Origin of the sequence: Acinetobacter sp. (genome assembly GCF_045628685.1) — a bacterium.
GTDB lineage: Bacteria > Pseudomonadota > Gammaproteobacteria > Pseudomonadales > Moraxellaceae > Acinetobacter.
Window position 1 is genome coordinate 17079 of record NZ_JAZQPV010000098.1, and the last position, 16543, is coordinate 33621.

A 16543-nucleotide genomic window follows, 5' to 3' on the forward strand; every position below is an offset into this window, starting at 1 on the left:
TTACCGTAAAAATGAACAGATGGAGTAAAACATGATCCGTGATCCAGAAATGCTTGAACAGCTTTTAGAAACGATTCGAAATTTTGTAAAAAATGAACTTGTGCCGTTGGAGCACGAGGTTGAAGAAAGCAACGCCATTCCTGAACATATTGTCAGTCAGATGAAAGAGCTGGGTTTATTTGGCTTAACCATTCCGGAAGAATATGGTGGTTTGGGCATTACCATGGAAGAAGAAATTTTAGTGGCACTGGAATTGGGTAAAACCTCTGCCGCTTTTCGTTCTTTAATTGGCACCAATAATGGTATTGGTTCTAGCGGTATTCTGATTGATGGCACTGAAGAACAAAAACAAAAATATTTGCCGCGCTATGCCAGCGGTGAATATATTGGTTCATTCTGTTTAACCGAACCAGATTCAGGTTCAGATGCAGCTTCTTTAAAAACCACGGCCACCAAAGATGGCGATCATTATATTTTAAACGGGACCAAGCGCTTTATTACCAATGCGCCACGTGCGACGACTTTTACCGTTATGGCGCGTACCAATCCAGACATTAAAGGTGCCAGCGGCATTTCTGCATTTTTGGTCGAAGCAGGCACACCCGGTTTATCTTTAGGAAAAATTGATAAAAAAATGGGGCAGCACGGCTCTTATACCTGTGACGTGATTTTCGATAACTGTCGTGTTCATCAAGATCAGTTGATTGGCGGTATTGAAGGCATTGGCTTTAAAACTGCGATGCGCGTGCTGGATAAAGGCCGTTTGCATATTGCCGGTTACAGTGTCGGTATGGCAGAACGCATGCTGGAAGATGCACTAAATTATGCAGTTGAACGTAAACAGTTTGGTCAAGCAATTGCCAATTTCCAGCTGATTCAGGGCATGTTGGCAGATTCTAAAGCTGAAATCTATGCCGCAAAATGTATGGTCATGGATGCTGCGCGTTTACGTGATGCAGGCCAAAATGTGACGACAGAAGCCTCTTGCGCCAAAATGTTTGCGACTGAAATGTGTGGCCGTGTTGCAGATCGCTGCTTACAAATTCATGGCGGTGCGGGTTATATCAGTGAATATTCAATTGAACGTTTCTATCGCGACGTACGTTTGTTCCGCTTATATGAAGGCACCACACAAATTCAGCAAATTATTATTGCGCGTGAAATGATTAAACAAGCCACAGCATAACAACAGATCTAAATTTTTTGGACTATAAAATATGACTTCGAAAACTAAATTTAACTGGCAAGACCCGTTTTTAATCGAGCAGCAACTGACTGAAGAAGAGCGCATGATCCGCGATTCTGCCCATGCCTATTGCCAGGGAAAATTGTTGCCTCGCGTACTTGAACAGTTCCGTCATGAAAAAACTGATGCTTCAATTTTTCGCGAGATGGGCGAGCTAGGTCTGCTCGGTCCCACCATTCCTGAACAGTACGGTGGTGCAGGCTTAAACTATGTCAGCTATGGTCTGGTGGCACGTGAAATTGAATATGTCGATTCAGGCTACCGTTCCATGGCCAGTGTACAAAGCTCTCTAGTAATGGTGCCGATTAATGAATTTGGCTCGGAAGAACAGAAACAGAAATACTTACCGAAATTGGCCACGGGTGAATATATCGGCTGCTTTGGCTTGACCGAACCGGATCATGGTTCTGATCCGGGCAGCATGATTAGCCGTGCTAAAAAAGTCGATGGTGGTTACCGTTTAACTGGCGCAAAAATGTGGATTACCAACAGTCCGATTGCCGATGTATTTGTGGTCTGGGCCAAAGAAGTCTCTGCTGATGGTAATGTTGGCGAGATCCGCGGCTTTATTCTGGAAAAAGGCTGGGAAGGGCTATCTGCTCCTGCGATTCATGGCAAGGTCGGCTTACGGGCCTCGATTACCGGTGAAATCGTGATGGATAACGTTTTCGTTCCTGAAGAAAATGCCTTCCCGGAAATCCGTGGCTTGCGTGGTCCATTTACCTGTCTCAACAGCGCACGTTACGGGATTGCCTGGGGTGCAATGGGAGCCGCGGAATTCTGCTGGCATACCGCACATCAATACACCATGGACCGCAAGCAGTTCGGCCGTCCTTTGGCTGCTAATCAGTTGATTCAAAAGAAACTGGCGGATATGCAGACTGAAATTGCACTCGGCTTACAGGTTGCCTTACGTTTTGGCCGCATGAAAGATGAAGGCATTGCTTCGGTTGAAGGCACTTCACTAATCAAGCGCAATAACTGCGGCAAGGCACTGGATATTGCACGTTTGGCACGTGACATGCTGGGTGGTAACGGGATCTCTGATGAGTTTGGCGTAGCACGTCATCTGGTCAATCTGGAAGTGGTGAATACCTATGAGGGTACCCATGATGTCCACGCCTTGATTCTCGGTCGTGCACAAACCGGTATCGCTGCATTCTGTAATTAATGCATTAAAAATAAGCCAGTAATTTTTTACTGGCTTATTTTTAATTTTATTTTCAAGCAAAACCAAAACTCGATATTGATAATTTTATTTCGCTATAAGAAATTATATTTTAGTATTATTGTTTTTTAGATCTAAAAATGGTTTATTAGTATCATATTTAACAGGCTATTTAAAGTCGGGACACCACTGAATCAAGTGTTTCATTAATGCCTAAATAGCCCATAAATTTTTAAAAAAATTTGTAGAGCACAGGAGTGCTTGAAGAACAATAGGGAATATCTGATGACAGTTAGTTCAGAACCGCTTGTATTGGACAGTAGCGAGGCACCCAAGAAGAAAATATGGATCATCGCATTCATTTTTTCTTTTTTAGCCTTGCTGGTGGATGGCGCAGATATCGCATTCCTTTCATACAGCTTGACCAGTTTAAAACAGGAATTTTCATTAACCAGTCTGCAAGCGGGTGCTTTAGGTAGCTGGACGCTTGCCGGCATGGCCATTGGCGGCTTTTTCGGTGGCTGGGCATGTGACCGGTTTGGTCGTGTACGCGTCATTGTTGTGGCAATTGCCTTATTCTCCTTGCTTACTTGCTGGCTCGGTTTTGCAGAAAGCTATGAACAATTTAAATGGTTGCGTTTTATTTCCGCCATTGGATTAGGCGCACTTTATATCGCCTGTAATACCTTGATGGCTGAATATGTTCCGACCAAATACCGCTCTACCATATTGGCAGGCTTGATGACGGGATGGACTTTGGGTTCTGTAGTCGCAACGCTCTTAGCAGGCTGGTTATTGCCAGAGTTTGGCTGGAGATATTTATATTACATTTCCATTATTCCAATCGTTATTGCTGTGGCCATGTATTTCTTGGTGCCTGAACCACAAGCTTGGGTTGAGTCTCGTCGTAAACGTCTGGCTGCAAAAGCCAGTGGTATTGTTGAAGAAAAACCTAAAAATACTTTCAAAATGGTCTTTCAAGATGCCCTCAGTCGCCGCATGTTCATCTTGTGGTCATTCAGTACAGCATTCTTACAATTCGGCTATTACGGTGTCAGTAACTGGTTACCGGCATATTTAGAGTCAGATCTGGGAATTAAGTTCAAAGAAATGACAACCTATATGATTGGTACGTTCCTGATCATGATGTGTACCAAAGTCATTGCAGGCATCATTGCCGATAAAATAGGCCGCCGCGCGGTATTTACTTTCGGTACGGTCGGTACAGCCATTTTTATTCCAATCATCGTATTTGGTAATACGCCTGACAATATCTTATGGCTGATGTTGTTCTTCGGTTTCTTATATGGCATTCCATACGGTATTAACGCGACTTATATGACTGAAAGTTTTTCGACCAAAGTTCGTGGCACGGCAGTCGGCGGGGCCTATAACGTCGGTCGTTTAGGCGCGGTATTGGCACCACTCACCATTGGTTATTTTGCGCAGGGCGGTTCAATTGGTACAGGCTTACTCATTATGGGCGTGGCTTATTTCCTGTGTGGCGTAATTCCTGCCATCTTTATTAAAGATCGTTTATTCGATCCACAAAAAGCAGACTAATTTAATTCTTCAAACGTATATTCAGTGTTAGGGAACAGCATGATTAATAAAGTCACAACGGATATTGAGACAGTGCTTAAGTCAATACCAGACGGTGCACGCATTATGACCAGCGGTTTTGGCTTGGCAGGACAGCCTATTGAGCTGATTGAAGCGCTGATTGATTTTGGTCCGAAAGATCTAACCATCATTAATAATAATGCGGCTTCGGGTGACCGTGGTTTAACTAATCTACTGCTGTCTGGCCTGGTTAAAAAAATGATTTGTTCGTTTCCTAAAGCCAACAATTCCACTGTTTTTGAAGATTTATATAAAGCTGGAAAAGTTGAATTGGACCTGGTTCCGCAAGGCAATCTGGCTTGCCGGATTCAGGCTGCAGGTGCCGGCTTAGGGGCAATTTTCACGCCGACCGGGTATGGCACCAAAATTGCGGAAGGCAAGGAAACGCGCTGTATTGATGGTAAAAATTACGTGCTGGAATATCCCATTCATGCAGATTATGCCCTAATTTATGCCCATCAGGCCGATCGCTGGGGCAACCTGGTCTATCGAAAGGCAGCTCGAAACTTTGGTCCACTCATGGCCAAAGCAGCTAAAACCACGATTGCTCAAGTCCATGAAGTGCTTGAATTGGGTCAGTTAGATCCAGAAGTGATTGTGACACCAGGCATTTTCGTTCAGCACGTCGTTAAAGTTGGAGATATTAAATGACAATCCAAAAACGTAGCCGTGAACAAATTGTAGAACGCGTTGCCCAGGATATTGCGCCGGGTTCATATGTCAATTTGGGTATTGGCTTGCCCACCAAAGTTGCAGGTTATTTAAAACCTGAACATGAAATTATTTTGCATTCAGAAAATGGGGTTTTAGGTTTCGGTGCTTTAACTTCCAAAGAACATGCAGATGATGACTTGATCAATGCTGGTAAGGAGTTGATCAGCATGTTGGGGGGTGGCAGTTTTATGCACTCGGCAGACTCGTTTGACATTATGCGCGGTGGTCATTTAGACATCTGTATTTTGGGCGCGTTTCAGGTTGCTGTGAATGGCGATCTGGCCAACTGGCATACCGGTTCTGCAGATACTGTTCCTGCGGTAGGTGGCGCAATGGATTTGGCGGTGGGCGCACGCTGTGTCTATGTGTGTATGGAACATTTGACCAAAAACAATGAACCTAAAATCGTGAATGAGCTGACTTATCCTTTAACCGGTGCAAATTGTGTGAACCGGATTTATACAGATTTATGCATTATTGACTTAAAAGACAATCAAGCCTTCGTCACTGAAATTGTAGAAGGTTTGAGTTTTGAAGAACTGCAGCAAAAAACGGGCTGTGTCTTGATTGATGCGAGAACCGCAGCATAAATTTATTTTAAAACCATATTTTAAAAGCATTGATTTGATTTATTAAGGAAGATAATGAAAAAATTAATTTTAGCCGCGGCTTGCGCTGCGGTGACAGGGACTTCTTTTGCCGAAACTTCGACCACAGAGCAGCGTATTAATGTGCTGGAAGCAGAATTACAGCGTTTAAAACAGGAAGTATCTTCACAGAAAAATACCCATATTCAACTGGTTCAGCAGCAAGAACAATTAAATATTGAGCTTAAATCTGCATCGCAAAAAAATACCGGCAGCTGGACAGATAATGTTGATGTTTATGGAATTTTGCGTTTAGACGGTGCGGTAGACTTTAAAGATACCACGGCAACGCGCGGTAGAACTTCAAATCAAATTAACAAAGTACCGTTTGATGCAGCTCAAGGCAAGCGCTCTGATTTCACTATTGCAGCATCGCGTATTGGCATGGATATTAAAAATCTGGCAGGCCGTGAAGATGTCAAAGCCAAATTGGAAGCCGATTTCTGGGTCGATAATGGTAAAGGCGATGGCAAACTCAGAATCCGTCATGCCTATGTGAATTTTGATGACTGGTTATTTGGTCAAACCTGGTCATTGATGTCAAATATGGAAACCATGACTGAAAGTATCGACTACACCCAGTTTTTAGGGGTTTCCACTACACGCTTGCCGCAAGTACGTCGTGATTTCAATTTCAATGCAGCAAATAAATTACAGTTAGCTTTGGAATATGCAAGCGATCGTAGCTCTGAGTTACCGGCATTAACTGCAAAATATATTTACAAGAACCAGGCCGTATTATTGATGGGCCAAGGTTTCATTAATGAAAAACGCGCTGAAGTGAATAATCGTGATATTGATAAAGTGGGCTGGGGCGTGGGCTTAGGCGCGCGCTATAAATTTACTCCAAAACAGTCTGTTCAAGCCAATTACTACCATGTCAAAGGTGATCAGAAATTTGTGTCTTACACCACACAAGGCTCGAGTAGTGATGGTGCAATAATGGGAGGGGATTATTCTGTCGATCTGAACAATAACTCACTCTTGCTGAATGAGTTTGACAGTTTGACTCTAGGCTACTCGCATAAATTCAATGATCAATGGCGTGGCAATATTGCGACATCACTGATGAAATTTGAAGATGATAGTGCGTATGCAAAAGAAAATATCACCACTAACAAACAATTAACCGATCATGCCATCAACCTGATTTATACCCCACGTCCTTATGTCGATTTGGGCGTGGAATATCATCTGGGGGAGCGTGAAAATTTCCAGGGAAAAACTGCAGATATTTCAAGAGTAAACCTGTCTGCACAATATAAATTCTAATCATTGCACGGAAAAGCACAAATCTCATGAGTCAATCATTATTTAGCCGCAGCTTTATTTTAATTATGGCGATCACTTGCGGGGTTTGTGCCGGTTCCAACTATTATAACCAGCCACTCATTTATGCAATGGCAAAGTCGCTTGGTGTGACGGTTGAACAGTCAGCGGTGACCATTGTAATTAGCCAGTTTGCCTATGCTTTGGGCTTGATTGTACTCATACCTTTGGGAGATAAATATTCCAAACGTAAAATCATTATTAGTTTAATGGTGATCTGTGGTCTGGCTCAAATTTGTATTTCATTTTCGCAGCAGTTGTGGAGCCTGTACTTTTTCACCTTTATTGCCACCACTTTCTCGATTGCCTCTCAAGTCTTGATTCCTTTTATTTCCAGCATTGTTGAATCGGAAAAAATGTCGGAAATTATTGGCACACTGATGAGTGGACTATTTTTAGGGATATTACTGGCACGTTCCTATGCCGGAATTATTACCACCATTGCCGATTGGCACCTGGTTTATCTCAGCAGCGGTTTACTTATTATATTATTAGCTGTAGTGATGTATTTTAAATTACCTGTTCCTGCAGCATCGAATAAAAATCTGAAACTGCTGCAGATTTATAAATCCATGTTCAGTATCGCCATGCATTCGCCACAGCTCATCCGTCGCAGTTGTGTAGGTGCCACGGCGTTTGCCTCCATGATTCTTGCCTTAAGTACCATGGCTTTTGTATTGGCTAATCCGCCTTATTCATTCTCGGAACTTTATATTGGTTTTTTTGGACTGGTCGGGGCTGCTGGAGTATTTGCAACAAAATGGGCGGGTAAACAAATTGATCAGACCAAAGAAAAACTTGTGGCAGTATTAGGCTGTACCTTGCTTATCATTCAATGGTTGCTGCTATATTTCGCACAACACTCACTACTGGCCTATGTGTTTGGCTTGCTCTGCGGCTATTCGGCACTTTCGATGATACACGTGCTAAATCAGAGTTTGATTTTACGTTCAGCCGATGAAACGCGTTCAAGACAACATTCTATTTATATGTTTATCTATTTTATGGGGGCTGCTGTTGGCTCCATGGCCGGATTATATGCCTGGTATCATTGGGGATGGAGCGGCTGCTGTATCGTAGGTTTAGCTTTTAGTTTAATGACGGTGTTTTTTGATGTATTAGACCGCAAACACATGCAGGCTTCAGCCGTATAAGCACAGCTGTATAAGCCACCTATAAACAAAGGAATCTTACGATTCCTTTGTTTTTCTGAAAATTTTCTATCGCTGCTGAATCACTTTTTTGTTTTTAAATTCCTCAATTTCATCCGCGCTTAAAAACTGGCTCAAGATGGCATCGGTATCTTCGCCTAAACATGGGGGCGCTTTCTTATACTCCACAGGCGTTTTGGAGAGTTTAATCGGAGAACCAATCGAGGTGTAATCTTCGCGCAAAGTATGCGGCATTTGAATCACCATCCCACGAGCAAGCACCTGTTTTTCTTCCAAGGTCTGTTTTAAATCATTAATCATACCTACCGGTACTTGAACCGCATGAATCAGATCGACCCAAGTTTTAGCTGGCTGAGTATAAAAATGAGCCTGTAGAATTGTGGTCAGTTCTTCACGATGTGTGACACGTCCTGAATTTTTCAAGAAGTGCGGATCTTCTGCCACCTTAGCCAAACCAACGGCCTGACATAAGGCTTTAAACTGCAAGTCATTGCCACAGGCAATAATAAATTCACCTTCCTGCGCTTTAAAGACTTGATAAGGCACAATATTGGCATGCGCATTACCAAAGCGACCCGGTACTTTGCCTGAAGTTAGATAATTCATGGCCAGCACGGAAAGGGAAGCAACTTGGGTATCCAGCAAAGCCATATCAATATGCTGGCCTTCGCCGGTTTTTTCCCGGGACAGTAAAGCCGCCTGAATCGCAATCGCAGAATATAAACCGGTGGTCAGGTCTGCAAAGGCCAAACCGGCTTTTTGCGGGCCGCCGCCCGGCAGATCATCACGTTCACCCGTAACGCTCATCATGCCGCCCATACCTTGTACAATAAAATCATAACCCGGTTCATGCGCGCGTGGCCCATGTTGTCCAAAACCGGTAATCGAGCAATATACCAACCGTGGATTCAATTGACTCAGGCTTTCATAGTCCAGACCATATTTTTTCAAAGATCCGGCTTTATAGTTCTCAATCACCACATCACTCTGTTCAGCAAGTTTTTTGATAATACTCTGGCCTTCAGGGGTAGATAAGTCGACTGCTACTGAATGTTTACCGCGATTGGCAGAGAGATAATAAGCCGACTCATGCGTGTCTTCCTGTTTATCATTTTTTAGCCAAGGTGGTCCCCAAATGCGCGTGTCATCGCCATGATCAGGTTTCTCAATTTTGATCACTTCTGCACCTAAATCAGCCAGAATTTGACTGCACCAAGGACCGGCTAAAATACGGCTTAAGTCCAATACGCGAAATCCTGTTAAAGCACCCATTGTTACGCTCCCTGTCTTATCTTATTCAATGTTATTTAATTTTCATTAATCATATAAAAACTATATTAAAACGACTTAACAATCAACTTTACGGTAACTTATTTCGTATAACAAAATTATTTATCGAATTTTGTTGAATATTCACAATATCTTTATTACCCTAAATCAAATTTAGAGTAATTATTCAAAACAAGATGGGATCAACATGATCGCTAAAGAATCATTAGAAAAACAGGAGCTGTGAAGTAACGATTTGAACTATGGATAGTTAGATATACATAGTCAAAAAGCATTCATCCAGAGAATGGTTGAGCGATATGCAAACTGGACAATAAACAAGGGATAGGGAACAACAAGGATATTTAACCTATGACGGATTTAACTAGAGCGTTAGAAAAAATCAAGCCCACCACGAAAAGGACACAGCAAATAGCTTTTGTATTTGCTTTTTTGGCCTTATTGGTCGATGGCGCAGACATGCTGTTGCTGTCTTTTAGCTTAAACAGCCTAAAAGCTGAATTTGGTTTGACCAATTTACAGGCAGGAACGCTTGGAAGTTTCACCCTCGGTGGTATGGCGGTTGGTGGTTTTATTGGAGGATGGGCCTGCGATCGCCTGGGTCGTGTGCGTACCGTGGTCATTTCTATCCTTATTTTTTCAATTTTAACGGCAGCACTCGGCTTTACCCAAAATTTTGAACAATTCGCGGTATTACGTTTTCTTTCCGCTTTTGGTATAGGTTCTCTTTATATTGCCGCGAATACACTGATGGCGGAGTATGTCCCAACAGAATACCGAACAACGGTATTGGGAACATTACAGGCCGGTTGGACTGTGGGCTATATTGTGGCAACCTTGCTTGCCGGTTGGATTATTCCAGACTACGGTTGGCGAATGCTGTTCTTTGTCGCAATTATTCCGTCTGTACTCGCCATCTTTATTCAGAAACTGGTTCCGGAACCAGAATCCTGGCAGCGTGCCAGACTGCAACGGTTATATGCGCCTGCCGAGGCTACGGCAAATCAACCTATCAAAAAGAGTACAGCCAAGGAAATTTTTGCAGACCCTCAAAATCGCAGAATGTTTATTCTCTGGATTTTTACCGCCGGCTTTTTACAATTTGGTTATTACGGGGTCAACAACTGGATGCCGGCTTATTTAGAGTCTGAATTACACATGAATTTTAAATCTATGGCCGGCTATATGATTGGCACTTATGTTGCCATGATTTTCGGTAAAATTTTGGCTGGTTTTGCTGCAGACCGCTTAGGGCGACGCTTTGTATTTGCCTTTGGCGCAATTGGAACAGCGATCTTTTTACCGATCATTGTGTTATTTAATACACCGGACAATATTGCCTATTTGCTGATTTTCTTCGGTTTCCTTTATGGTATTCCCTATGCCATCAATGCCACTTATATGACCGAAAGTTTTGCGACTTCTATTCGTGGTACTGCGGTCGGTGGTGCATATAATGCCGGACGTATTGGCGCCATGTTCGCACCTGCAATTATCGGGGCGGCAGCAAGTGGTGGTTCCATTGGTCTCGGCTTCCTGATTATGGGCGGCGCTTATTTCTTATGTGGTGCAGTCTCCGGGATCTTTATTAAAGATCGTCAATACGACCCACAAAAGGCATAGAAAGCCTCTCAAATCTATTCAGTCATCAATAAAAAATGAGCCTTTTAAGGCTCATTTTTTATTGAATTTTTATCGTGCATTTGGACTAACTTTAAGAACTAGCTGCTTGCTGCTCGATTTTAATGCTTTTCAGACCATCATTTACTTTGTTTAACAGGTGGATCAAGGTCACCACATCATCAAAAGCCAAGGTGTCTAATGCCTGTGCATAAAAATTAAAGAAATCATCTTGCAGACTTTCCCAGGTTTTCAGGCCTTCAGCGGTCAGGGCGACATTCTTTGCGCGTCGGTCATGTTCACTAATAATGCGTTGCACCAGACCATCGCGTTCCAGCCGTTTTAGAACCGCATCCAGATTTTGACGACTCACACCCAGATATTCGGTCAGGTCAGAAAAGGACATCCCTGATTGCACCCGTGGTCGAGACAAGGCGCCCAGTACTGCCCAATGCACAGGAGAAATTCCCAATTCATTTGAACATTTGCGGTCTAGGGTATTGCCCACCTGAAACAGTCTAAAAAAAAGTCTATTGTGGGCAGAATACAAGGATTGATCATAATTACTTGGTAGAGCATCACTCATTTTAAAGACCACCCTGATCAAAGCGTTTAAATAAGAAGCATTATACCTAAAAGGTATCTGCTAGAAATCAAATTCCGGTTTTCTATTGGTCTGTGATTAAGAGACAGTCGATATAGGCTCGCATTGCTTTTTGTCCGATTCTTTAGAACTTCATTCGCTGGGTTTTGAAGGCGTTCCAGCATCTTTCTTTATTCTGTCATATGCCTGTGATTTACTCTTAAACGTTAAGATTAAAGCCCATATATGTCAATGTATTTATTATGTTAAAATTCTATTTAATTGATTTTAAATAAATAAATAAATATTTAATTTTAATTTATGTAAACATATTGACATAAAATTATTATAATCCTATTTTGTTAAACACAGGCGTTACATCAACAATAGCCAACCAGAATTAGATAAGAACAGAGTAGGGAGATATAAATGAAAGGACTGAAGGATAAAGTCGTGATTGTCACTGGTGGTGCAGGTGGAATTGGTTCAGCAACCTGTCGCCGTCTGGCGGAAGAAGGTGCCAAAGTTGCGATTTTTGATATGAATATTGCAGCCGCTGAACAGCTGGCTCAGGACATTAACCAGCAGAATGGCCAGGCTTTGGCAGTGCAGTGTGATATTACCGATCGTAATGTGGTCGAGCAGGCTGTACAGCAAGTAGAAGCCGAGCTTGGCCCGATAGATGGTCTGGTTAATAATGCCGGTTGGGATATTTTTAAGCCTTTTGTAAAAACTAATCCGCAGGAATGGGACAAGCTGATCCAGATCAATCTGGTCGGTATGCTAAATATGCACTTTGCTGTTCTGAAAGGCATGGTCGAGCGAAATTCTGGCAGTATCGTCAACATTGCTTCTGATGCTGCACGGGTCGGTTCTTCTGGTGAAGCGGTTTATGCGGCATGTAAGGGCGGACTGCTTTCATTTTCTAAAACACTGGCACGTGAACACTCTCGTCATAACATTAAAATTAATGTGATTTGTCCTGGTCCGACCGATACCGCGTTGCTTGCCGGTGTGACTGAAGGTGCCTCAAATCCAGAAAAACTTCGTGAGGCTTTCACTCGTGCTATTCCCTTAGGTCGTTTAGGCCAACCTGAAGATTTAGCTTCTTCGATTGCCTTCTTTTTAAGTGAAGATGCCAGCTTTATTACTGGACAGGTATTAAGTGTGTCTGGCGGTTTAACCATGAGTGGTTAAGCAAAAACCGCTAGAAAATATGAATAATAAAGTCAGATAGATGAGTACAGGAAGTTATAACAATGAATTTTGAAGATATCTTATACGAAGTAAAAAATGGCGTTGCATGGATTACGATTAACCGCCCAGAAAAAATGAATGCCTTTCGCGGTACGACCTGTGATGAATTAATCAAGGCGCTAAACAAAGCAGGCTATGACCGTGAAGTGGGTGCGATTGTACTGACTGGTGCCGGTGATCGTGCTTTCTGTACGGGCGGTGACCAGTCTGCCCACGATGGTAATTATGATGGCCGCGGTACCATTGGTTTGCCAATGGAAGAATTACATACTGCGATTCGTGATGTACCAAAACCGGTTATTGCCCGTGTACAAGGTTATGCCATTGGTGGCGGCAACGTGCTGGCGACCATTTGTGATCTGACCATTTGTTCAGAGAAAGCGATTTTTGGTCAGGTTGGTCCAAAAATGGGGTCAGTAGACCCAGGTTATGGCACAGCATATTTGGCCCGCGTGGTCGGTGAGAAAAAAGCCCGTGAAATCTGGTATATGTGCCGTCGTTATAGCGGACAGGAAGCGGTTGAAATGGGGCTGGCGAATAAATGTGTACCTGCCGATCAACTGGATGCGGAAGTACAGGTCTGGGCAGAAGAAATCTGTCAGCGCAGTCCGACTGCGATTGCGATTGCCAAGCGCAGCTTCAATATGGATACCGCACATCAGGCCGGTATTGCAGGCATGGGCATGTATGCATTGAAACTTTATTACGATACCGAAGAATCGCGTGAAGGCGTCAATGCATTGAAAGAAAAACGTCAGCCTGAATTCCGTAAATTTTATAAATAAGGAGCATACATAATGTCAAAAAATCCTTATATCACCGAAGATTTAGAATTCTTGGCAGAAACCGTTGATAAATTTGCACAAAAATATATTGCTCCCGGTTTTTTAGAACGTGATCAAAGTCGAGTCTTTGACCGTGACCTAGTCAAAAAAATGGGTGAAATGGGTTTTATTGCACCGGAACTGCCTGAACAGTACGGCGGTCAAGGCATGGGGCGTCTGGCTGCGGGGATTATTCATGAAGCTGTGGCCAAAGCAGATTTAAGTTTTTCCTATATTAATTTACTGGCGTCTTTGAATGGCCAGATTCTGGCAGAACATGGTCAACCCGAAGTGGTTGAACCTTGGCTGAAAAAACTGACCGCGGGCGAAGCGATTTTTTCGATTGCACTGACCGAGCCACGTGGTGGTTCTGATGCAGCCAACCTGCGTTTGAAAATCGAACGTGATGGTGACGAATATGTAATTAACGGCGAAAAGACCTCGATTTCTGCAGCCGATCAGGCTGATGCTTCTGTGGTATTTGGTCGTACTGGTGCCAATGAAGATGCTGCACATGGCGTGACAGCACTGTTGGTTCCAATGGATTTACCGGGCATTAGTACTACGCGTTTTGACTGTCATGGTCAGCGTGCCATTGGTCGCGGCTCAATCTTCTTTGATAATGTGCGAGTGCCAGTCAATCATCGTTTAGGGGATGAAAACAAAGGCTTTGTGCAGGTCATGCAGGGCTTTGACTTTTCACGTGCCCTAATTGGCTTACAGGTTCTAGCTGTTGCGCGTGTCAGTCTGGATGAAGCCTGGGAATATGCGGCTCAACGTGAAGCTTTTGGTCAGCCCTTAAGTGCTTTTCAAGGGGTTTCACACCCATTGGCCGAGTACGAGACTCAAGTAGAAGCAGCACGTTTACTGTGCCTGCAAACCTTATGGCTGAAAGATAATCATTTACCACACACCTCTGAGGCTGGGATGTGTAAATGGTGGGGGCCGAAACTGGCTTATGATGTCATTCATCAATGCTTGCTGACCTTTGGTCATGCCGGATATGACAGGGGTGTGATGGAACAGCGGATGCGCGATGTGCTGGGCTTCCAGATTGGTGACGGAACAGCGCAGATCATGAAAACAATTATTGCGCGGCACAAGGCAGGTCGTAAGGCTGTACCGGCTTAAAAATATAAAGTGCAGGCCTGCACTAAAATTATAATGAGGAGTAAGCGAATGGATTTCGATGCGGTTCTGATCCCAGCCAGAAAAGAGGCAATGCTCAAACAGGGATACTGGTTAAACCAAACAATACTCAATTTTTTACGCCGTGCTGTAGAAAAAAATCCGGAGAAAACGGCGCTGATCAGTTTTAAGCTGGAACACCAGACCGAACAGAGCTTTAGCTATCAACAGATTTGGGAAATGACCAATAAGATTGCCCTAGGTCTGAAACAGCTCGGTGTGATTAAAAATGATGTGGTGTCTTGCCAGTTACCGAACTGGTGGGAATTTACCTTACTGTATCTGGCCTGTAGCCGTATCGGTGCTGTATTGAATCCACTTATGCCAATCTTCCGGGAACGTGAACTGGAATTCATGCTTAAACATGGTGAGTCCAAAATTTTTGTCGTACCAACAACTTTCCGTAACTTTAATCATGAACAACTGGCCAATCAGCTGCAAAACAAACTGGATACCTTGAAACATATAGTTGTAGTCAATGGTGAAGGCGAGAACAATTTCGATCAGCTGTTGCTCAATCATGGGCTGGAACAGAATCCGTCAGCACTTGCTGAACTGGATAGCTTGGAATCTGGCCCGGATGACATTACCCAGCTGATTTTCACCTCGGGCACTACCGGTGAGCCAAAAGGGGTGATGCATACCGCTAACACCTTATTTTCCAATATTGTGCCTTATGCAGAACGATTACATTTAACTGAAAATGATGTGATCTTGATGGCTTCACCAATGGCACACCAGACTGGTTTTATGTATGGCTTGATGATGCCGATTCAGCTCAATACCAAAGTGGTGTTGCAGGATGTCTGGGATGTAGCCAAAGCGGTTGACTTGATTCATCAGTATCAGGTGAATTTCACTATGGCCTCGACACCATTTTTGAATGATCTGTCCAATACTGTGGCAGAACAGCATAACAAGGTCGATTCACTTAAAATTTTCCTGTGTGCTGGGGCGCCAATTCCAGGACCATTAGTACAAAAAGCCCGGGAAATTTTAGGCGTAAAGGTTATTTCAGCTTGGGGCATGACTGAATGTGGAGCTGTGACACTGACTAGACCTAAAGACGAGGATGAACGTTCATTTAATACCGATGGTATGGCTTTGCCAGGTGTTGAAATCAAAATCGTAGATAAAAAAGGCCAGACCAAAGCCGTGAATACATCCGGACGTTTAATGATCCGGACCTGTTCAAATTTTGGTGGTTATTTAAAACGTCCACATTTGAATGATACAGATGCAGAGAGTTGGTTTGATACCGGCGATATTGCCTATCAGGATGAACAGGGCTATATCCGGATTTGTGGACGCAAGAAAGACGTGATTATTCGTGGCGGAGAAAATATTCCGGTCGCGGAAATTGAATCGCTGCTTTATAAACATCCAAATATCGCAACAGTGGCCTTGGTGGCATATGCGGATGAACGATTGGGCGAAAGAGCCTGTGCCATTATCAAGCGAAAAGATTTGGCTCAGCCACTGGCACTGAGCGATATTGTCAACTTCTTGAAAACCCATAATCTGGCCATGCAATATATTCCAGAGCGTTTAGAGATTTGGGAAGATATTCCGATGACACCGTCTGGAAAAATTCAGAAGTTTAAGCTTCGCGAACTTCTGGCCAATCATATTGCTTCAGCGAGTTAATTGCTTAGAAGTTTATCAATACACCCCTGAAATTAAATCATTTAAGTCAGGGGTTTTATAAAAATTGACTTTGAAACCTTAGATTCTCAGCAGAATAAAATAAAAGGAGGTGGCCTCTATTTGCATTTACGTTTTAGAAATCAACGTAAAAGAAAGTATGGATACCCAGAAAAGCGTGGGAAACTGAACAACCGCAAAAGTATTCACGACAAACCGAAGATCATTGAGGAGCGGT

At 43.3% G+C, this 16543-nt stretch carries 14 protein-coding genes; 12 read left to right on the plus strand and 2 right to left on the minus strand.

Annotated features, from left to right (window positions below):
• Positions 1-31 precede the first annotated feature (31 nt).
• The 7 genes from ACKI4H_RS13180 (at position 32) to ACKI4H_RS13210 (ending at position 7881) form a co-directional block, all read left to right on the plus strand.
• Positions 32-1186 (plus strand): acyl-CoA dehydrogenase family protein, encoded by a 1155-nt coding sequence (locus tag ACKI4H_RS13180; protein ID WP_407306449.1) that lies wholly within the window; start codon positions 32-34, stop codon positions 1184-1186.
• Between the two features lie 31 nt (positions 1187-1217).
• Positions 1218-2417, plus strand: a complete 1200-nt coding sequence (locus tag ACKI4H_RS13185) for an acyl-CoA dehydrogenase (protein ID WP_407306451.1) — start codon at positions 1218-1220, stop codon at positions 2415-2417.
• A gap of 282 nt (positions 2418-2699) precedes the next feature.
• Positions 2700-3977 (plus strand): MFS transporter, encoded by a 1278-nt coding sequence (locus tag ACKI4H_RS13190; protein ID WP_131385393.1) that lies wholly within the window; start codon positions 2700-2702, stop codon positions 3975-3977.
• Positions 3978-4016: 39 nt separating this feature from the next.
• On the plus strand, positions 4017-4688 hold the full coding sequence (locus ACKI4H_RS13195; RefSeq protein ID WP_131266210.1) for a 3-oxoacid CoA-transferase subunit A: 672 nt from the start codon (positions 4017-4019) through the stop codon (positions 4686-4688).
• Positions 4685-5341, plus strand: coding sequence for a 3-oxoacid CoA-transferase subunit B (locus ACKI4H_RS13200; protein ID WP_407306454.1), 657 nt, complete (start codon positions 4685-4687; stop codon positions 5339-5341). The genes ACKI4H_RS13195 and ACKI4H_RS13200 overlap by 4 nt, the downstream gene beginning before the upstream one ends.
• 54 nt (positions 5342-5395) lie before the next feature.
• Entirely contained in the window at positions 5396-6670 is a 1275-nt protein-coding gene (locus tag ACKI4H_RS13205) for a DcaP family trimeric outer membrane transporter (protein WP_407306456.1), read from the plus strand.
• Positions 6671-6696: 26 nt separating this feature from the next.
• On the plus strand, positions 6697-7881 hold the full coding sequence (locus tag ACKI4H_RS13210; protein WP_407306460.1) for an MFS transporter: 1185 nt from the start codon (positions 6697-6699) through the stop codon (positions 7879-7881).
• A 66-nt stretch (positions 7882-7947) separates the two neighbouring features.
• Here ACKI4H_RS13210 and ACKI4H_RS13215 read toward each other — a convergent pair whose 3' ends face one another.
• A complete protein-coding gene (locus ACKI4H_RS13215) occupies positions 7948-9171 on the minus strand; it encodes a CaiB/BaiF CoA-transferase family protein (protein WP_131317911.1) in 1224 nt (407 codons plus the stop codon).
• Positions 9172-9540: 369 nt separating this feature from the next.
• On the opposite strand from ACKI4H_RS13215, the gene ACKI4H_RS13220 reads away from it, so the two are divergent.
• Positions 9541-10812, plus strand: a complete 1272-nt coding sequence (locus ACKI4H_RS13220; protein WP_407306463.1) for an MFS transporter — start codon at positions 9541-9543, stop codon at positions 10810-10812.
• Between the two features lie 91 nt (positions 10813-10903).
• Here the strand turns inward: ACKI4H_RS13220 and ACKI4H_RS13225 are convergent, their stop codons facing one another.
• Positions 10904-11395 (minus strand): MarR family winged helix-turn-helix transcriptional regulator, encoded by a 492-nt coding sequence (locus tag ACKI4H_RS13225; RefSeq protein WP_407306465.1) that lies wholly within the window; start codon positions 11393-11395, stop codon positions 10904-10906.
• 426 nt (positions 11396-11821) lie between these two features.
• Here ACKI4H_RS13225 and badH point away from each other — a divergent pair, with 426 nt between their 5' ends.
• The 4 genes from badH to aliA all read left to right on the plus strand — a co-directional run bounded on the left by badH (position 11822) and on the right by aliA (position 16308).
• Positions 11822-12589, plus strand: a complete 768-nt coding sequence (badH, locus tag ACKI4H_RS13230) for a 2-hydroxycyclohexanecarboxyl-CoA dehydrogenase (protein WP_407306467.1) — start codon at positions 11822-11824, stop codon at positions 12587-12589.
• A gap of 62 nt (positions 12590-12651) precedes the next feature.
• Positions 12652-13434: a 2-ketocyclohexanecarboxyl-CoA hydrolase gene (badI, locus tag ACKI4H_RS13235; RefSeq protein ID WP_407306469.1), complete on the plus strand. Its 783-nt coding sequence runs from the start codon at positions 12652-12654 to the stop codon at positions 13432-13434.
• A 12-nt stretch (positions 13435-13446) separates the two neighbouring features.
• A complete protein-coding gene (gene aliB, locus ACKI4H_RS13240) occupies positions 13447-14604 on the plus strand; it encodes a cyclohexanecarboxyl-CoA dehydrogenase (protein ID WP_407306471.1) in 1158 nt (385 codons plus the stop codon).
• A 48-nt stretch (positions 14605-14652) separates the two neighbouring features.
• Entirely contained in the window at positions 14653-16308 is a 1656-nt protein-coding gene (aliA, locus tag ACKI4H_RS13245) for a cyclohexanecarboxylate-CoA ligase (RefSeq protein ID WP_407306474.1), read from the plus strand.
• Positions 16309-16543 lie beyond the last annotated feature (235 nt).